This is a genomic window from Nesterenkonia sp. NBAIMH1 (genome assembly GCF_007922635.1).
In the GTDB taxonomy this organism is placed as follows: Bacteria; Actinomycetota; Actinomycetes; order Actinomycetales; family Micrococcaceae; genus Nesterenkonia; species Nesterenkonia pannonica.
Genome location: NZ_CP042335.1, coordinates 2,491,259 through 2,506,877, shown reverse-complemented (window position 1 = coordinate 2,506,877; position 15,619 = coordinate 2,491,259). Strand labels below are relative to the sequence as shown.

General features: G+C 64.3%; 16 protein-coding genes. 5 read left to right on the top strand and 11 right to left on the bottom strand.

Features of this window, described 5'->3' with window-relative positions; translation table 11 throughout:
- Nucleotides 1–16: 16 nt before the first annotated feature.
- Nucleotides 17–664, bottom strand: coding sequence for a heme-copper oxidase subunit III (locus FS388_RS12060; protein ID WP_371708362.1), 648 nt, complete (start codon nt 662–664; stop codon nt 17–19).
- 184 nt (nt 665–848) lie between these two features.
- Between FS388_RS12060 and trpD the strand changes: the two genes are divergently transcribed.
- Nucleotides 849–1,886, top strand: coding sequence for an anthranilate phosphoribosyltransferase (gene trpD, locus FS388_RS12055; protein WP_146341630.1), 1,038 nt, complete (start codon nt 849–851; stop codon nt 1,884–1,886).
- Between the two features lie 12 nt (nt 1,887–1,898).
- Here the strand turns inward: trpD and def are convergent, their stop codons facing one another.
- From def to FS388_RS12020, 7 genes are all read right to left on the bottom strand, one after another.
- Nucleotides 1,899–2,507 carry a peptide deformylase gene (gene def, locus FS388_RS12050; protein WP_146341629.1) on the bottom strand — a complete coding sequence of 203 codons (609 nt, stop codon included), beginning with the start codon at nt 2,505–2,507 and terminating at the stop codon, nt 1,899–1,901.
- Between the two features lie 4 nt (nt 2,508–2,511).
- On the bottom strand, nt 2,512–2,949 hold the full coding sequence (locus FS388_RS12045; protein WP_146341628.1) for a cytochrome c oxidase subunit 4: 438 nt from the start codon (nt 2,947–2,949) through the stop codon (nt 2,512–2,514).
- A gap of 2 nt (nt 2,950–2,951) precedes the next feature.
- On the bottom strand, nt 2,952–4,676 hold the full coding sequence (gene ctaD / locus FS388_RS12040) for a cytochrome c oxidase subunit I (RefSeq protein WP_146341627.1): 1,725 nt from the start codon (nt 4,674–4,676) through the stop codon (nt 2,952–2,954).
- A 2-nt stretch (nt 4,677–4,678) separates the two neighbouring features.
- Nucleotides 4,679–5,554: a cytochrome c oxidase subunit II gene (gene coxB / locus FS388_RS12035; protein ID WP_210410197.1), complete on the bottom strand. Its 876-nt coding sequence runs from the start codon at nt 5,552–5,554 to the stop codon at nt 4,679–4,681.
- Between the two features lie 240 nt (nt 5,555–5,794).
- Nucleotides 5,795–6,190, bottom strand: coding sequence for an iron-sulfur cluster assembly accessory protein (locus tag FS388_RS12030; protein WP_146341625.1), 396 nt, complete (start codon nt 6,188–6,190; stop codon nt 5,795–5,797).
- A gap of 115 nt (nt 6,191–6,305) precedes the next feature.
- The gene (locus tag FS388_RS12025; protein WP_246836215.1) at nt 6,306–6,935 is read right to left on the bottom strand and encodes a DUF3043 domain-containing protein; all 630 of its coding nucleotides are present in this window, start codon (nt 6,933–6,935) and stop codon (nt 6,306–6,308) included.
- A 4-nt stretch (nt 6,936–6,939) separates the two neighbouring features.
- The gene (locus FS388_RS12020; RefSeq protein WP_146341624.1) at nt 6,940–8,022 is read right to left on the bottom strand and encodes a quinone-dependent dihydroorotate dehydrogenase; all 1,083 of its coding nucleotides are present in this window, start codon (nt 8,020–8,022) and stop codon (nt 6,940–6,942) included.
- A gap of 64 nt (nt 8,023–8,086) precedes the next feature.
- Here FS388_RS12020 and FS388_RS12015 point away from each other — a divergent pair, with 64 nt between their 5' ends.
- A complete protein-coding gene (locus FS388_RS12015) occupies nt 8,087–9,175 on the top strand; it encodes an alpha/beta hydrolase (protein WP_168198708.1) in 1,089 nt (362 codons plus the stop codon).
- Between the two features lie 4 nt (nt 9,176–9,179).
- Here the strand turns inward: FS388_RS12015 and FS388_RS12010 are convergent, their stop codons facing one another.
- Genes FS388_RS12010 through leuA form a run of 3 tightly spaced genes read right to left on the bottom strand, consistent with a single transcriptional unit; the run spans nt 9,180 to nt 12,502 of the window.
- A complete protein-coding gene (locus tag FS388_RS12010) occupies nt 9,180–9,968 on the bottom strand; it encodes an isoprenyl transferase (protein ID WP_146341622.1) in 789 nt (262 codons plus the stop codon).
- Between the two features lie 23 nt (nt 9,969–9,991).
- The gene (gene recO / locus FS388_RS12005; protein ID WP_146341621.1) at nt 9,992–10,738 is read right to left on the bottom strand and encodes a DNA repair protein RecO; all 747 of its coding nucleotides are present in this window, start codon (nt 10,736–10,738) and stop codon (nt 9,992–9,994) included.
- A gap of 30 nt (nt 10,739–10,768) precedes the next feature.
- Nucleotides 10,769–12,502 carry a 2-isopropylmalate synthase gene (gene leuA, locus FS388_RS12000; RefSeq protein WP_146341620.1) on the bottom strand — a complete coding sequence of 578 codons (1,734 nt, stop codon included), beginning with the start codon at nt 12,500–12,502 and terminating at the stop codon, nt 10,769–10,771.
- A gap of 282 nt (nt 12,503–12,784) precedes the next feature.
- On the opposite strand from leuA, the gene FS388_RS11995 reads away from it, so the two are divergent.
- From FS388_RS11995 to FS388_RS11985, 3 genes are read left to right on the top strand one after another with little or no spacing between them, the layout of a single operon-like run.
- Nucleotides 12,785–13,801: an ABC transporter ATP-binding protein gene (locus FS388_RS11995; protein ID WP_146341619.1), complete on the top strand. Its 1,017-nt coding sequence runs from the start codon at nt 12,785–12,787 to the stop codon at nt 13,799–13,801.
- On the top strand, nt 13,798–14,565 hold the full coding sequence (locus FS388_RS11990) for an ABC transporter permease (RefSeq protein ID WP_146341618.1): 768 nt from the start codon (nt 13,798–13,800) through the stop codon (nt 14,563–14,565). The genes FS388_RS11995 and FS388_RS11990 overlap by 4 nt, the downstream gene beginning before the upstream one ends.
- Nucleotides 14,566–14,575: 10 nt before the next feature.
- Nucleotides 14,576–15,613, top strand: coding sequence for a heme A synthase (locus tag FS388_RS11985; protein ID WP_246836214.1), 1,038 nt, complete (start codon nt 14,576–14,578; stop codon nt 15,611–15,613).
- The last annotated feature ends 6 nt before the right edge of the window (nt 15,614–15,619 follow it).

Sequence of the window (15,619 nt, the reverse complement as noted above, 5' to 3'; positions counted from 1 at the left end):
TGTGCGGATCGCTCGATCAAACGAGCATCGGAAGAATGTAGACAACCGCGAAGAGCGCGATCCAGACCACATCCACGAAGTGCCAGTAGTACGAGACGACAACGGCGGCGCTGGCTTCCTTGTGTGTGAACTTCACGGAGAAGTAGGCCCGCACGATGACGTACAGGAAGGCGAAGAGTCCACCGAGAACATGCAGCCCGTGGAAGCCCGTTGTGATGTAGAAGGCCGAACCGAAGGAGTTCACGCCGATGGTCACTCCGTGGTCAACAAGCTCAGCGAACTCGAAGGTCTGTCCTGCGATGAAGACCGCGCCCATGAGGTAGCTGAGGAAGTACCACTCAACCATGCCCCAGCCCTTGATCTGGAAGAGTCCCCCAGTGCGTCGGGGCTGGTGCCGCTCGGCAGCGAACACGCCGAACTGCGCCGTCACGGAGGAGGCCACGAGGATCACGGTGATGGTGAGCGCCAGCGGGAAGTCAAGGCGCTGGCTGTACTCGGCCCACATGTCCGGCTGGGTCGACCGCAGCGTGAAGAACATCGCGAAGAGGCCTGCGAAGAACATCAGCTCACTGGTCAACCAGACCATGGTTCCTACAGAGACCATGTTCGGACGATTCGGCAGCGTGCGTGCCGTGGCTGCTGGGGCTTGGGTTGCGGATGTCACGCATTCATTATGTCCTGAAACCGCACCTTGGCGCACTCTCAAGGATGGGTGTGGCGGAGCTGGATGTAGGCACGTACCGCCTGCTTGCCCCGTCGTTGCTGGGATCCGTGGGTGTGCCTCGCTTCGAAAATGGTCCAAATATTTCTACAGTTCGTAGAAATAGCCCCACCGATAGGGTGGGCGCATGCCTGAAATGACCTCGTGGCCAGAGCTCCTCGAAGCACTGCTGAGCCGAAAGAGCCTGACATCCGATACTGCCCGAGCCGCAATGCGCCGTCTGATGTCGGGCGGGCTGGCGGAGGCAGAGATCGCAGGATTCCTCGTCGCCCTTCGGGCAAAGGGCGAGACCGGACCAGAGCTACGGGGCCTTTCAGACGCAATGCTGGACGAGGCTCTGAGCATCTCGGTCCCTGGCCCTGCGCTGGATATCGTGGGGACCGGAGGCGATCAGCTTGGCACGGTGAATATTTCGACGATGAGCTCCCTCGTCGCAGTCGGCGCGGGCGCGAGAGTCATCAAGCACGGCAATCGCGGTGCTTCCTCCACCGCCGGGGCAGCGGACGTCATCGAAGCACTGGGAGTCGACCTGGACCTGCCCATCGACCGTGTCGCGCAGTCTGCCGAGCAGGTGGGAATCACGTTCCTGTTTGCGCAGGTCTTCCACCCGGCCATGAGGCACGTCATGCCGGCGCGCAGAGCACTCGGCATCAGGACAGCGTTCAACTTCCTCGGACCTCTCTCCAATCCCGCACGCGTCGAGGCCCAGGCGCTGGGCTGCGCCGCCCTGGAGATCGCCCCGAAGATGGCAGACGCCCTGGCCGCCCGCGGAACCCGAGGTTTGGTCTTCCGGGGTCAGGATGGGCGCGACAAGATGACAACGTCAGCGGCGACTGATGTGTGGGAGATTCGAGGAGAACGCATCACTCACTCCGAGATCGCGCCCGAGGATGTGGGCCTGGAACGCGTCGCCGTAGAGGCACTCGCAGGCGGCACGGCCTCGGACAACGCGCAGATCGTTCAGGACGTCCTCAGGGGCGCCGGCGGACCCATCAGGGACGCCGTGATTCTCAACGCAGCAGCAGGACTCACGGCCCTGGACGTGCACGCCGACGGGCATGTAGCGGACCGGTTGAAGAGCAATATGGCCAAGGCGTCGCAGTCCATCGATTCGGGCGCTGCCGCTGAGACCCTCCGGCGGTGGGTGGACTTCACAGCAGGCTGAGGCAGCTGACCGCTAACTCTGCTCCGCCAGCTGAGGATCCTCATCGTATCCGAAGGGGTCGGGATCCTCTCCGGGCATCCAGGAGTGGCCCGGCACGGTCCATCCCTCCCTCTTGACAGCCTTCTTCCACCGCTTCGCCCAACGTGGCTTAAGACGGTTTACGTACAGGTAGCCGTCCAGGTGGTCGTACTCGTGCTGCATGATCCTGGCAAACCACCCGTGCGCCTCGAACTGAAGGCGCTCACCGCTCGTATCGAACCCTTGGATCTCAATGTGATCGCTTCGCTTCAGCGGGTAGCTGTATCCGGGCGCTGAAAGGCAGCCTTCCACTTCATCCTCAGGATCAGGGTCGTCCTGAGATACTCGCCCGATCAGCCGAAGTCTGGGGTTGATGATCACTCCCCGGTGAGGAACGTCGCCGGTGTCGCCCTGCCATTTCCAAAGGAAGATGCGCAACCCCACTCCGACCTGCGGCGCCGCCAGACCAACACCGTGGGAGGCGTCCAGCGTCTCGTCCATGTCCTGCACGAGACGCCGCACGTCGTCGTCGATCGTTTCCACTTCCTTCGCCCGCTGATGAAGAACGGGTTCGCCATGGACGACGATAGGCAGCACTGACATCCGATCAGTGCCGGTAATGTCCGCGGTTGTTCTCGAGAACCCATCCGCTGATGAAGAACAGGATGGGGATGAGCGAGAACATGAAGACCCACCAGTCGACGGCAAAGCCGAAGAACATGAAAGCCAGCGCGCCGCCGAGTCCCAGGGGCCACCAGCTCCACGGCGTGAACTCACCGTAGTTGCCGGTCATCTGGTGAATCTCGCCCTCGGGGTTGTCAGCATCCATAACCTCAGGCTGGTGCTTCGCCGTGGAGCGGAGGTACCACCAGAGCATGAATCCAAGCCCGGCCGTGAGCAGGAGGCATATGAATCCGACCCACTCGATCCCGAGTTCCTGCCCGGATCCGACAGTGGCCCAATTCAGGGTGATGAAGGCATAGATGACGGCCACCAGCAGGACGAAGGCGCCGATCCCGCCGAACAGTGCAATGTTTGTTCTCATGCTCAGATACCTGCCTTGTCCTGCTGGTCTGCAGGCCCGAACACCTTGCCTGCGGGCGTATCAAGGGTGTGCCGATCGGACAGCTCCGGGTGGTGAAGATCCAGTGCCGGACGCTCAGACCTGATCCGCGGGAGCGAATAGAAGTTGTGTCGAGGAGGTGGGCAGCTGGTCGCCCATTCCAGCGATCCGCCGAAGCCCCATGGATCGTCGACCAGGACCTTCTTGCCCTTGCGGGCCGTGATCCACACGTTCCAGAAGAAGGGAATGAGGGAAGCGCCGAGGAGCATGGAGAAGACGGTGGAGAACTGGTTCATTCCGGTGAATCCGTCTTCGATCATGTAATCGGCGTACCTGCGAGGCATGCCCATGACCCCGAGCCAGTGCTGCACCATGAATGTCCCGTGGAAACCGATGAACAGCATCCAGAAGCTGATCTTGCCGAGCCTCTCGTTGAGCATCTTGCCCGTCCACTTAGGCCACCAGAAGTGGAAGCCCGCGAACATGGCGAAGACCACGGTGCCGAAGACGACGTAGTGGAAGTGCGCGACCACGAAGTAGGTGTCCGAGAGGTGGAAGTTCAGGGGTGGGGAAGCAAGGATAATCCCTGTCAGACCGCCGAAGAGGAAGGTGACGAGGAACCCGAGACTCCACAGCATGGGAGTCTCGAAGGTAATGGATCCTCGCCACATCGTGCCTATCCAATTGAAGAACTTCACCCCAGTCGGCACCGCGATGAGCATCGTCATCAGCGCGAAGAAGGGAAGCATCACTGCCCCTGTGACGTACATGTGGTGCGCCCACACCGTCACGGACAGCGCAGCAATGGCGATCGTGGCGTATACCAGGCCCTTGTATCCGAAGACCGGCTTTCGGCTGAAGACCGGGAAGATCTCGGAGACGATCCCGAAGAAGGGCAGGGCAATGATGTAGACCTCCGGGTGGCCGAAGAACCAGAAGAGGTGCTGCCACAGAATCGCTCCGCCAGACTCCGGGTCGAAGATATGTCCGCCCAGACGACGATCCATCGCCAGGCCGAAGAGCGCCGCCGCGAGAGGCGGGAATGCCATGAGTACCAGGATGGAGGTGATCAGGGCGTTCCACGTGAAGATCGGCATGCGCCACATGGTCATACCGGGCGCCCGCATGCAGATGATCGTCGTAATGAAGTTGACGCCGCCGCCGATCGTGCCGAAGCCCGTGAGCGCGAGCCCCAGAACCCATAGGTCCCCACCGAGTCCTGGTGAGTATGTCGTGTCGGAGAGCGGGGCGTAGGCGAACCAGCCGAATGAGGCTGCTCCCTGCGGAGTGAGGAAGCCTGCCAGCGCCACCAGCGATCCGAAGAGGAAGAGCCAGTAGGCCAGCGCGTTCAAGCGCGGGAAGGCGACATCCGGAGAGCCGATCTGCAGCGGCACCATCACGTTGGCGAAGCCCGCGAAGAGGGGCGTGGCGAACATCAGCAGCATCACGGTGCCGTGCATCGTGAAGAGCTGGTTGTACTGCTCCCTCGTCTGGAGGAACTGCATGCCGGGCTCGAAGAGCTCGGCTCGGATGATGAGAGCCATCACCCCGCCCACGCAGAAGAAGATGAACGACGTGATGAGGTAGAGGTACCCGATCTTCTTGTGATCGGTGGTCGTCAGCCAGCTGACGATGACCTTGCCCTTTGAGACGGGGACCGCTCGCGTACTGTCCCGCGCGTCGTCAGCGGAGTACTCCATAGTCGTCATGGTCAGTCATCCCCTCCGGTGATGGTGGCCTGATCGTGCAGGTTGGGGTTGCGGTCGTACGTGTCGTCGAGGTGGCCCTCTTCGAGGGTCTCCAGGTGCTCAACGAACTCGTCCTCTTCGACCACTTCCACGTTGAAGAGCATATTCGAGTGATACTCCCCGCAGAGCTCTGCGCACTTGCCGTGGAAAGTCCCCGTCTCCTGCGGAGTCAGGTACATGTAGTTGGTGCGGCCTGGGACCATGTCGCGCTTCTGAAGGAAGGCGGGAACCCAGAAGGAATGGATGACGTCGCGTGAGGTCAGTTCGAACTCGACGGACTGGTCCACAGGAAGGTACAGCGTGGGAAGGGTGTCGACCACCTCTTCGCGGGGGGAGCCGTCCTCATAGGTGAGATCGCCCTGCACACCCGCGTAGTGGACCACATACTCCTCGCCGGCCTCAGAGGTGTAGGTGTAGTTGAAGTCCCAGGCCCACTGCTTGCCCACGACGTTCACCTGAACCTCTGGCTCGGCGTAGGGCTCATCCACTTCGCGCTGCGCCTGGTCCGTGTAGTAGAAGAACACGGCGACCATCACAAGCGGAAGCACGGTGTACATGATCTCCAGAGGGACGTTGTACGCGAGCTGCCTGGGGTAGCCGACATCGCCCTTGCGGCGGCGATAGGCAACTATGACCCACAGCATGAGGCCCCAAGTGAGGATTCCTACGAGGAGGGCGGCGATCCACGAGTTGACCCAGAGGTCCGTCAGCAGCGCAGTGTTTGACGTCGTGTCCCGTTCGCCCGGGAGCCAGCCCCTGCTGGCCGGCGGATCTTCATCGCAGGCGGTGAGCGCCAGAAGGGCTGCTCCGGCTAGTGCGGCGCCCTTGAGGCTATTCATTCCTCGGCTGCCGGTTCGTGTGTGCGAACTCAAAGACGGCCCTTTCCTTTTATGCAAGCGAGCGAGTGACCCGCGCGCTGAACCTTGGGTGTAAACGCTGGGGTCCAGACTACTACGTCATGTAGAAGCGCGCTTGCTCTGACACTGCTTCAGACCCGACCGCATACAGAAGGTCCGCATGCCCTGGGGCATGCGGACCTTCACGAGGTTCTACATGACGTAGAAGTTACGCCGGCCGCCTCAGTGGAAGGAGTCTCCACAGGCGCATGATCCGCCGGCGTTGGGGTTGTCGATGGTGAAGCCCTGCTTTGAGATGGAGTCCTCAAAGTCAATCTTTGCGCCTTCGAGATAAGGCACGCTCATTTTGTCGACTACTACCTCGACGCCGTCGAATGCACGCAGGGCATCTCCGTCAAGCACTCGCTCGTCGAAGTACAGCTGGTAGATGAGTCCGCTGCATCCTCCGGGCTGGACGGCCACGCGCAGCCGAAGGTCGCTTCGGCCCTCCTGCTGCAGGAGCGAAGACACCTTCTCGCTCGCGGTCTCAGACAGCTCAACCTGGTGAGTCTTGTGGCCGTCGACTTCTGCGCCGCGCAGCTCAGTGGCTTCGGCGGCATCCTGTGTGGGAGTGCTCATGGTTCTTCTACCTTCCCGACGGACGTACACGTCTGGTCTTCAGTCAGATGGGGCCGTCTTGTTCACTCTAGCAACGCGACCCTGCCTCGCGGCATTCCCGCCAGCGGCGAATCGATCAGGCCGGATATTCGCCGCGGCCATTCATAGGCTTCGGAAGCCGCAGCCTGCGGAGCTGCATGCTTCGCATCGCGGCGTAGAAGCCCAGCCCCTTCTCCACATTCTCTGGGCCGAACTTCGCGGCAGCCAGCCGCTTAGCCCGTCGTGCCACCCAGAAGGACTCCACGATGACCGCAAGGATCAGGCCGTAGAGGGCGAGGCCCAGGCTGGCCATGACCTGATCGCCGAGAAGTAGGGAGACGAAGAGGAAGACCACCATGAGGATGAGCAGCCACTCCCCGATCCCGTAGCGGGCATCGATGAACTCGCGGACGAATCGCTTCTGGGGACCCCGGTCCCGGACCGGCATGTGGCGCTCATCCCCGGTCTCCATGGCGCGCCGGGTCTTGGCGCGCTCGTCGGCCAAGGCTTGGCGCTGGGCCTTGCGAGCGGCCTTGCGGTCCGCCTGAACCAGCGGCTGTCTCCTGGCCGCGACCTGGTCCCTGCGCCTCGGCGTGGGACCGCCCTTCTTCTCAGGGAACTTGTTTGCTCGCGCCTGGGCCGCCGCGGCAGCATCGCCGGCGTCGGCGTGGGCACGCGCCTCTTCCTCGAGGACTTCGTTCTGTGATTTTCTCTTGCTGAACAGCACGCGCTCAGTCTACGGCAAGGCTCTTCAGATGCCTGTTGATGCGACGCACCCACAGCGGACCTTCATAGACGAAGCCGGTGTAGCCCTGCACGAGGTCAGCTCCGCTCCGGAGCCGTTGATCCACATCCGGACCGCTGACTGCGCCCCCGACCGAGATGATGGTCGCTGAGGCGGGAAGTCGCCTCCGGAGGCGCGCCAGGACCTCGAGGCTTCGTTCTGCCAGGACGGGCCCGGAGAGACCACCCGCTCCCATCGCCTGCACCTCGGAGGCGGGGGTGACGAGCCCCTTCCTGGAGACACTGGTGTTGGTCGCGATGACACCGTCCAGCGACAGCTCGCCGATGAGATCTGCCACCGCATCGATATCTTCGTCAGCCAAGTCGGGCGCGATCTTGACGAGAAGCGGCACATGCTTCTCAGTCACCGAGTCCGCCGTGCGGCGAACAGCCTCCAGCAGCGGCCTCAGGGCATCGATGCTCTGAAGCTGTCTGAGTCCTGGCGTGTTGGGTGAGGAAACATTGACGACGAGGTAGTCGGCGACAGGTGCCAGCAGCCGCGCGGAATCGACATAGTCATCGAGGGCCGAGTCCAGCGGAACCGCTTTGGTCTTGCCGAGGTTGACCCCTACTGCGGGGACGTGCCTGCCGCGACGGCGCAGCTTCGCGAGGCGGTGCCGCGTGGCCTCGAGGCGCGCACGAACAGCTTCAGCACCGTCGTTGTTGAAGCCCATCCGATTGATCAGGGCGCGGTCCCGCACGAGCCGAAACATTCGGGGACGAGGGTTTCCGGGCTGGGCCTGGCCGGTGACCGTGCCGACTTCGATGTGCCCAAACCCGAGTGCGGCAAGAGGGAGCACCGTTCGCCCGCCTTTGTCGAAGCCGGCGGCGAGGCCGAAGGGAGAGGGGAACTCGAGCCCCATCGCCTCCGTCCGCAGCCGCGTATCGGGGCGAGTGAGATGCTCGAGGGCGCGATCGGCGCCCGCACGGCAGACCGCGCTGAGCCCCAGCACCGCCAATCGGTGGGCGTTCTCGGGGTCAAGCCGAGAGAGCACCGTGCGGAAGACGAATCGGTAGACCGGGGCTGCCATGGCCCCGATCCTATCCGCACGTCAGTTCAGCATCTCCTCAGAGAAATCTCTTAGCCTGATCGGCATGTCATCTGAGGTCTCCGCCGATGCCCCTGCCCTCTACCCCGTCCCCGCCCAGCACAGAACAGGCCGCGCTTTTGAGACTGATCGGGCAGAGCTGCTCGAGGAAGGACCGGAGGGTGCGTGGGTCTCGGATGTGCTTGCGGGCTGCGTCAGGCGCACAATCCCCCTGGGCGCCGACAACGAGGGGCCCCTCAGCGCAACGCTGGTGCGCATGGATGAGCCTCGCCCCGATCGCCCTGAGACCCAGCACCGGGCGCCTGTGCTGCACCTGCATGGATGGACCGACTATTTCTACAACCTCCCCATGGCGCGCTCCTGGGCTCATGCGGGACACCAGTTCTACGCCCTGGACCTGCGCAAGTACGGCCGCAGCCTCCGAGCCTCCCAATCGCCGGGCTACGTAGAGGACCTCACCCACTACTACGCCGAAATCAATGAAGCCGTCAGAATCATCGGTCAGGAGAATCCGCAGGCACCTGCTCCCATCATCCATGCACACTCGACCGGAGGGCTGGTCGCGGCACTGTGGGCCCAGGAGCACCCTGACGCGGCGGGGGCGCTGGTGCTCAACGCTCCATGGCTGGAGGTCCCCGGCGACCTGCCGGCACGAGCAGCTGTTGACGGGCTCGTGTCTCCCCTGAGCCACATCAATCCCACGGCGGCGCTTCGCGTGCCGCGCTTGGAGAACTATTGGGAGTCGCTGAGCGTCGAGGCTCACGGCGAGTGGGACCTCCACCCTGCGTGGCGTCCCCGGAAGTCCTTCCCGATGACGGCCGGCTGGATGCGTGCTGTCACGACGGGCCACCGGCGGGTCTACGAGGGGCTGGACCTCAGCATTCCCGTGCTGGTCCTTCTGTCCGCCGGCACCGTCTATCGCAGGCAGTGGACACCGGAGTACCAGGAGAACGACGGCGTGCTCGACGTCGAGCTTCTGGCTCGCCGCGCGGTGCGGCTGGGACATCTGGTGACCGTAGCGCGCGTGCCGGGTGCGATGCACGATGTGTTCGCATCCGCTGAGCCGGTGCGCACGCAGGCCTTCGACCAGGTGCACCGGTGGCTGAAGGCATACGCACCGGCGCAGCGCAGCTGAGCCTTCAGCCAGCCACGCTGTCGACGGCACCGCCGTAGCGCCGGTCGCGCCGGGCATATATTTTCATGGCCTCCCACAGCGTGGTGCGGTCCACATCCGGCCACAGGGTGTCCAGGAACACCATTTCTGCATAGGCAGACTGCCACAGAAGGAAATTGCTGATGCGCTGCTCCCCCGAGGACCGCAGAAACAGGTCCACGTCGGGCATGTCGGGTTCGTCGAGATGCGCAGCCACCGTTGACTCTCGGACCCTCCTGGGGTCCAGCTCCCCAGTCGCTGCCTTCTGAGCGATCCTCTGCACTGCGTCGGCAATCTCGGCGCGCCCGCCGTAGTTCACACACATGGTCAGGGTGGCTCGCGTGTTGTCCTGGGTCAGCTCCTCGGCAGCTTCAAGCTCCCGGATGACGGACCGCCAGAGCTTCGGACGACGCCCGGACCAACGGATGCGAACGCCCCAGGCGTGCAGCACGTCGCGCTGACGACGCAGCACCTCTTTGGAGTAGCCCATGATGAATCGGATCTCATTCGGGGAACGCTTCCAGTTCTCGGTGGAGAACCCGTACACGCTGACGTGGCTGACACCGGATTCGACAGCGCCAGCCATCACTTCCATCAGCGCATGCTCACCGGCACGGTGGCCTTCGGTGCGCGGAAGGCCTCGCTGGTTGGCCCAGCGGCCGTTGCCGTCCATGACGACTGCGACGTGCCTCGGCACCAGCGCAGCCGGCAGCTGCGGGGCAGTCGCGCCGTCCGGGTGCGGCCACGGGTCTTCGTACTTATGCTTCGATGCCATCGGCGATCATTCTGCCAGGCTGGTCACACGAGTGCCCTCAAGCTGGCGAAGCGACGTTCCAGATGATGCTGGGCATAGTCGACGACGGTGCCCACCGCTTCGTGCCTCAGAGCCAGCGGAGACTGCCCGACCTCCTCCCACCGCCCCTGCTGCAGCGCCTCGAGCAGCTGGGGAGCTCCCGCACTGAGGCTCCGGGTGCCCGGAGGCCTGCAGTCTGCGCACACCGGGCCGCCTGTGGGCGCGTGGAAGCCGCTGTGGGCACCCGGTCGGCCGCAGGCCACGCAGGCGGACCATGTCACGCGCCACCCTGCGCTCGAGAGTGCCCGGAGCAGGTAGGAGCTCATAATGAGATCAGCGGGGTGGTCTCCGCGGGACAGCGCACCGTATGCCCCGTGCAGCAGCTCGAACTGCTGACGCCGCGCTTCGGTCTCATGCTCGGCCAGACGCTCAGCGGCCTCAGCCATAGCTGAGGCCGCTGTATAGGCGTCGAAGTCAGCAGCGATCAGCGGACCGTAGGCGAAGCGGCCCTGCGCCTGAGAGATGATGTCCAGGCTTCGTCCGTGGATGAACTGAACATCGGCCACCATGAACGGCTCCAGGGTGGCGCCGAATTTGGACGTCGTGCGTCGAACACCCTTTGCTACTCCGCGCACCAGTCCGTGGGAGGCGGTCAGACACGTGATGATGCGGTCCGCCTCCCCCAGCTTGTGGGTGCGCAGCACCAGGGCCACGTCCCGGTAGCTGCGCGATGAGAAGGTGCTTCCTGCCACCGCTCCAGCGTACGCCTGGCACCGGCGCGGCTATTCGCGCATCGCTCTGTTCACACCGCTGATGACTGCCTGGAGGCTGGCCAGGGTGGTGTCATGGTCCAGCCCGACGCCCCACAGGACGCGGTCTCCCACGGCGAGCTCCACGAAGCTGGCTGCCTGAGCGTCCCCTGAGGCGCTCATTGCGTGCTCCGTATAGTCGAGAAGCCTCACATCGATGCCGTCGCGCTGGAGGACGTGAAGCAGGGCCGAGATGGGTCCGTTGCCCTGCGCCTGCTCAGAGCGCGCAGACCCGTCGACGATCAGCTCGACGTCCATGCTGAAGTCCCCGCCTGCGTTCGAGGAGGTCCGGACAGTTCCAAGGCGGTAGCGCCCCCACTGGTTGCCCTCCGCTCCTGCAGGCAGGTATTCGTCCTGGAACATTCGCCAGATCTCGGCGGGTGAGACCTCTCCCCCGCCCGTGTCCGCCCGTTTCTGGATCACGCCGGAGAATTCGACCTGGGTGCGGCGCGGAAGATCGATGCCCCGCTCGGTCTTCAGGACGTATGCGACGCCGCCCTTGCCCGACTGAGAGTTGACCCGAATGACGGCCTCGTAGCTTCGGCCGATGTCCTTGGGGTCGATGGGAAGGTACGGCACGGCCCAGGTGAGCGCGCTTCGGTCCTTGCCCTCGGCCTCAGCACGGGCATCCATATGAGCGAATCCCTTGTTGATCGCATCCTGGTGCGAGCCTGAGAAAGCCGTGAAGACGAGGTCTCCCGCCCACGGTGAACGCTCCGGGACTCGCATCTGGTTGCAGTATTCGGCGGTGCGCTTGATCTCGTCCATCTGGGCGAAGTCGATCTGCGGGTCCACGCCTTGGCTGAACAGGTTCATTCCGAGCGTGACGAGGTCCACGTTGCCGGTCCGCTCCCCGTTGCCGAAGAGGCATCCTTCGATGCGGTCCGCGCCCGCCATGTAGCCCAGCTCAGCGGCGGCGACTGCGGTGCCGCGATCGTTGTGGGGGTGCAGCGACAGAATGACGGAGTCACGCGGGGTGAGGTTCCGGTGCATCCACTCGATGGAGTCGGCGTACACGTTGGGGGTGGCCATCTCGACGGTGGCGGGCAGGTTCACGATGACCGGCTTGTCCGGGGTGGCTCCGAGGATGCCGAGAACTTCGTTCGAGATGTGCGCAGCGAAGTCGAGCTCGGTGCCGGTGAATGACTCGGGACTGTACTGGTACCTGATCTCGGTATCGTGGGTGAGGTTCTCTTCGAACTTCCGGCAGAGTCGCGCTCCCTGCGCGGCGATGTCGACGATGCCGGCACGGTCCTTCTTGAAGACCACTTCCCTCTGCACGATCGATGTGGAGTTGTACAGGTGCACGATGGCCTGGGGCGCCCCGTCGATTGCCTCGAACGTCCGCTCGATGAGGTGCTCGCGGGCCTGGGTCAGCACCTGGATGTATACGTCGTCGGGGATCTTGTCCTGCTCGACGAGCTGACGGACGAAGTCGAAGTCGGTCTGAGAGGCGGCGGGGAACCCTACTTCGATCTCCTTGTAGCCCATGGAGACCAGCAGATCGAACATGCGATGCTTCCGGTCGGGGCTCATAGGGTCGATCAGTGCCTGATTGCCGTCACGAAGGTCCACAGCGCACCACCGAGGGGCTTGGGTGATGATTTTGTCGGGCCAGGTCCGATCGGGGAGCGAGACCGTGATCTGATCGTGGAAAGGCTCATATCGCTGATAGGGCATCTGGGAGGGCTTCTGCAGCTGGCGCATGGGGGTTCCTTCTCGCTTCGGTGCGGCTTGGACGGTCGGCCAAGGTCATGCCGTACTCCGCAGCAGGGACTCGGCCATCAGTGTGCGCTCTCGGCGCTGCACCTTCGCTACCCGCTGCGGCGAAGAAGCAGTAGCTGTAGTCCACGATGCGTCTGCATAGTGTTGAAGCTAACACGGAGCACCCGGCCGCCACACCCCATTGGAGAGCCGTCCAAAATGTGAACCTGGCCATGCGTGTTCTACGACATGTAGAAAAGCGAGGGGAAGTCGTAGAATATGGCGATGCCTTCTGCCGTCTCCGCGCCCTGCCTCGCTCTGAGCGACGTACGCTATGCCGTCGGCTCTGCGCGCGCGGGCTCGGGCGTCAAGGAGATCCTCTCGGGCGTCGACCTGGCGGCGCGGCGGGGCGAGGTGACGGTCATCATCGGGCCCAATGGGGCCGGGAAGACCACGACGATGGGCATAGCTCAGGGGCTGGTGCGGCCTTCGGCGGGCACCGTGAGACTTCTGGGCGAGGATCCCTATCGGGCAAGCGCGCAGCTGCGCTCCCGCGTCGGGGTGATGCTTCAGGACGGAGGGCTGCCGCAGTCCGTGAAGCCGCGGACTCTTCTGACGCATGTCGCGAAGCTGCATCGCTCCGCCTGGCCGCTGGAGGATCTGACCCGCCGGCTCGATCTCGGCGGGTTCCTGGACCGAAGCATCCGTCGGCTCTCCGGCGGACAGCGGCAGCGCACAGCTATGGCGGCCGCGCTGATCGGCCAGCCCGAGGTCGTGTTCCTGGATGAGCCTTCGGCGGGGCTCGACCCTCAGTCTCGCCACCTGGTCTTCGACCTCATTGAGCATCTGCGCGCTCGCGGTGTGGGGATTGTGCTGACCACCCACCTGCTCGAAGAGGCACAGCGCCTGGCGGACTCTGTCTTCATCCTCAAGGACGGCGCCGTGGTCCGCCATGGCACCGTCGCCGAACTGACCCGCGATGACGATCCGCCCGAGAGGCGCAATCTTCCCCCGGTGGAGCAGCGCGAGGAGCTCTCCAGCGGCTCCCCCGCCCGCAAACTGGTGTTCGCCTCGCCTCGGATCCTGACCTCCTCAGAGTTAGCGCGCGCACCATTTCCGGCCGCGCTCGACGGCGACGCCTCCAACAAAGCGGGCGCAAAGTGGGCTGTCTACGGCATCTCGTCCCCGAGCGAACTGGCGGCCGTGACCGCTTGGTGGGAGCAGATCGCGCTCATGCCCACAGAGATCAGCTTCGAAGCACGCACTCTGGAGGACGTGTTCTGGGAGGTGAGCACCCCATGACCGTCGAGCCGCCCCATGAGTCGAGTGCTCCCGCCCCGGCCTCGGCGCCCGTTCGGGTCTTGGCGCAGGGGCTGTACGAGACGCGCAATGTGCTCCGCAACGGCGAGCAGCTGCTTGTCAGTCTGCTTCTACCTCTCATGGTCCTCATCGGCGTTCATCGTCTCGATCTCGTGGCCGGCGACTCGATCCCTTCGATCGACGTGCTCACCCCAGGGGTCATCGCCCTTGCCGTCATGGCGACGGGCTTCACCGGGCAGGGAATCGCCGCAGGGTTCGAACGCCAGTACGGCGTGCTGGCATACATGTCGACCACGCCGCTGGGGCCCACTGGGCTCATCCTCGGCAAAGCCGTCGCGGTCCTCGCCGTGATTGCGGTGCAGCTGATCGTACTGGGCACCGCCGGCATCGTGCTCGGCTGGAGCCCCGATCCGGTCGGAGTTCTTTGGATGCTGCCTGCCGTGGTGGTGGGGGCCGCGGCGTTCACGGCGCTGGGACTGCTGATCGCGGGAACGGTGCGCGCGGAAGCAACTCTCGCGCTGACGAACGTTGCGTGGGTTGTGATGGGCGCTGCCGGCGGAAGCGTATTTCCGCTCAGCCATGACGGCCTGGGCGCGGCCATGCTTCTCATCCCCTCTGCCTCGCTCGGCGAGCTGCTGCGCGCGGCGAGCATCAGCGGCGAGCTTGCCGTCATCCCGCTTCTGATCCTGGCCGGCTGGGCTATCCTTGCCGTGCTGGCCGCCCGACGCTGGTTCCAGTGGAGATAGGTGATTCACCGTGGAGACCCTGACCCTGCCCTTCCGCACGATGCGGAGACGCATCGCAGCGACGCTCTCGCCCCTAGTGCGCTGGCTTCCCCAGGAGATCACCCGATGGACCCTGTGGTTTGCGTGGGCGTCCCTGATCGCCAACATCGGCATCATCCTCACGGGCGGCGCGGTGAGGCTCACCGACTCCGGGCTGGGCTGCCCTGAGTGGCCCCTGTGCACCGAAGACTCCCTCGTGTCCACTCCGGAGATGGGAATCCACGGGGCGATCGAATTCGGCAATAGGCTGCTCACCTACGTGCTGGTGATCATCGCCGCCGCCATGCTGCTCTCCGTCATCAGGCTGCGCCGCACGCACAGGCCGCTGACTGTGATGTCGGCGATCATCGTGGCAGGCATACCGATCCAGGCCATCATCGGCGGCATCACCGTCTGGACCAACCTCAACCCCTGGGTCGTGGCGCTGCACTTCATCGTCTCGGCAGGCCTGGTCATGGTCGCCACCTGGATCCTCAGCCGGGTGCGGCTTGAGCTCCGCTCAGGCGGGCGCGCAGATGTGCCCCTTGCCTACGGTGCCGCCGACCGAATCGCGCGGGCGACCGCCTGGACCATCCTGGGGGCGGCGTGGGCGGCCGTCGTGCTGGGCACCATCGTCACGGGCACAGGGCCTCACGCGGGCGACCCCGGCTCCCCCCGCCACGACTTCGACCCGCAGCTCGTCACCCAGCTGCATGTGGTGCCGGTGTATATTCTGTGCGCGGCTGCCGCGCTGCTTCTCGTGCGCACCATACGGGCAGACGCCTCCTCCGCTCAGCGACGCGCCGCCTGGTTCCTTCTCACCGTCATCGTGCTCCAGGGAGCGGTCGGCTACTGGCAGCATTTCACGGGACTTCCCGTTCAGCTCGTCTGGGTGCACATGCTGGGGTCCGCTCTGACGATGGTCGCAGCCGCAAACGTATGGGACCGAACACTGGCGCGGTACCGAACCCGAGGACTCGGCGATCTGACGGCCCCACGGACGGCCGCGGCCGAACCGGCACTGAACTGACAGGCG

Bases quoted from the DNA above. Each gene is read 5' to 3' on its own strand.
- trpD (WP_146341630.1), top strand. From the start codon at position 849: ATGCCTGAAATGACCTCGTGGCCAGAGCTCCTCGAAGCACTGCTGAGC.
- def (WP_146341629.1), bottom strand. From the start codon at position 2,507: ATGTCAGTGCTGCCTATCGTCGTCCATGGCGAACCCGTTCTTCATCAG.
- FS388_RS12045 (WP_146341628.1), bottom strand. From the start codon at position 2,949: ATGAGAACAAACATTGCACTGTTCGGCGGGATCGGCGCCTTCGTCCTG.
- ctaD (WP_146341627.1), bottom strand. From the start codon at position 4,676: ATGACGACTATGGAGTACTCCGCTGACGACGCGCGGGACAGTACGCGA.
- coxB (WP_210410197.1), bottom strand. From the start codon at position 5,554: ATGAATAGCCTCAAGGGCGCCGCACTAGCCGGAGCAGCCCTTCTGGCG.
- FS388_RS12030 (WP_146341625.1), bottom strand. From the start codon at position 6,190: ATGAGCACTCCCACACAGGATGCCGCCGAAGCCACTGAGCTGCGCGGC.
- FS388_RS12020 (WP_146341624.1), bottom strand. From the start codon at position 8,022: ATGGCAGCCCCGGTCTACCGATTCGTCTTCCGCACGGTGCTCTCTCGG.
- FS388_RS12015 (WP_168198708.1), top strand. From the start codon at position 8,087: ATGTCATCTGAGGTCTCCGCCGATGCCCCTGCCCTCTACCCCGTCCCC.
- FS388_RS12010 (WP_146341622.1), bottom strand. From the start codon at position 9,968: ATGGCATCGAAGCATAAGTACGAAGACCCGTGGCCGCACCCGGACGGC.
- leuA (WP_146341620.1), bottom strand. From the start codon at position 12,502: ATGCGCCAGCTGCAGAAGCCCTCCCAGATGCCCTATCAGCGATATGAG.
- FS388_RS11995 (WP_146341619.1), top strand. From the start codon at position 12,785: ATGCCTTCTGCCGTCTCCGCGCCCTGCCTCGCTCTGAGCGACGTACGC.
- FS388_RS11990 (WP_146341618.1), top strand. From the start codon at position 13,798: ATGACCGTCGAGCCGCCCCATGAGTCGAGTGCTCCCGCCCCGGCCTCG.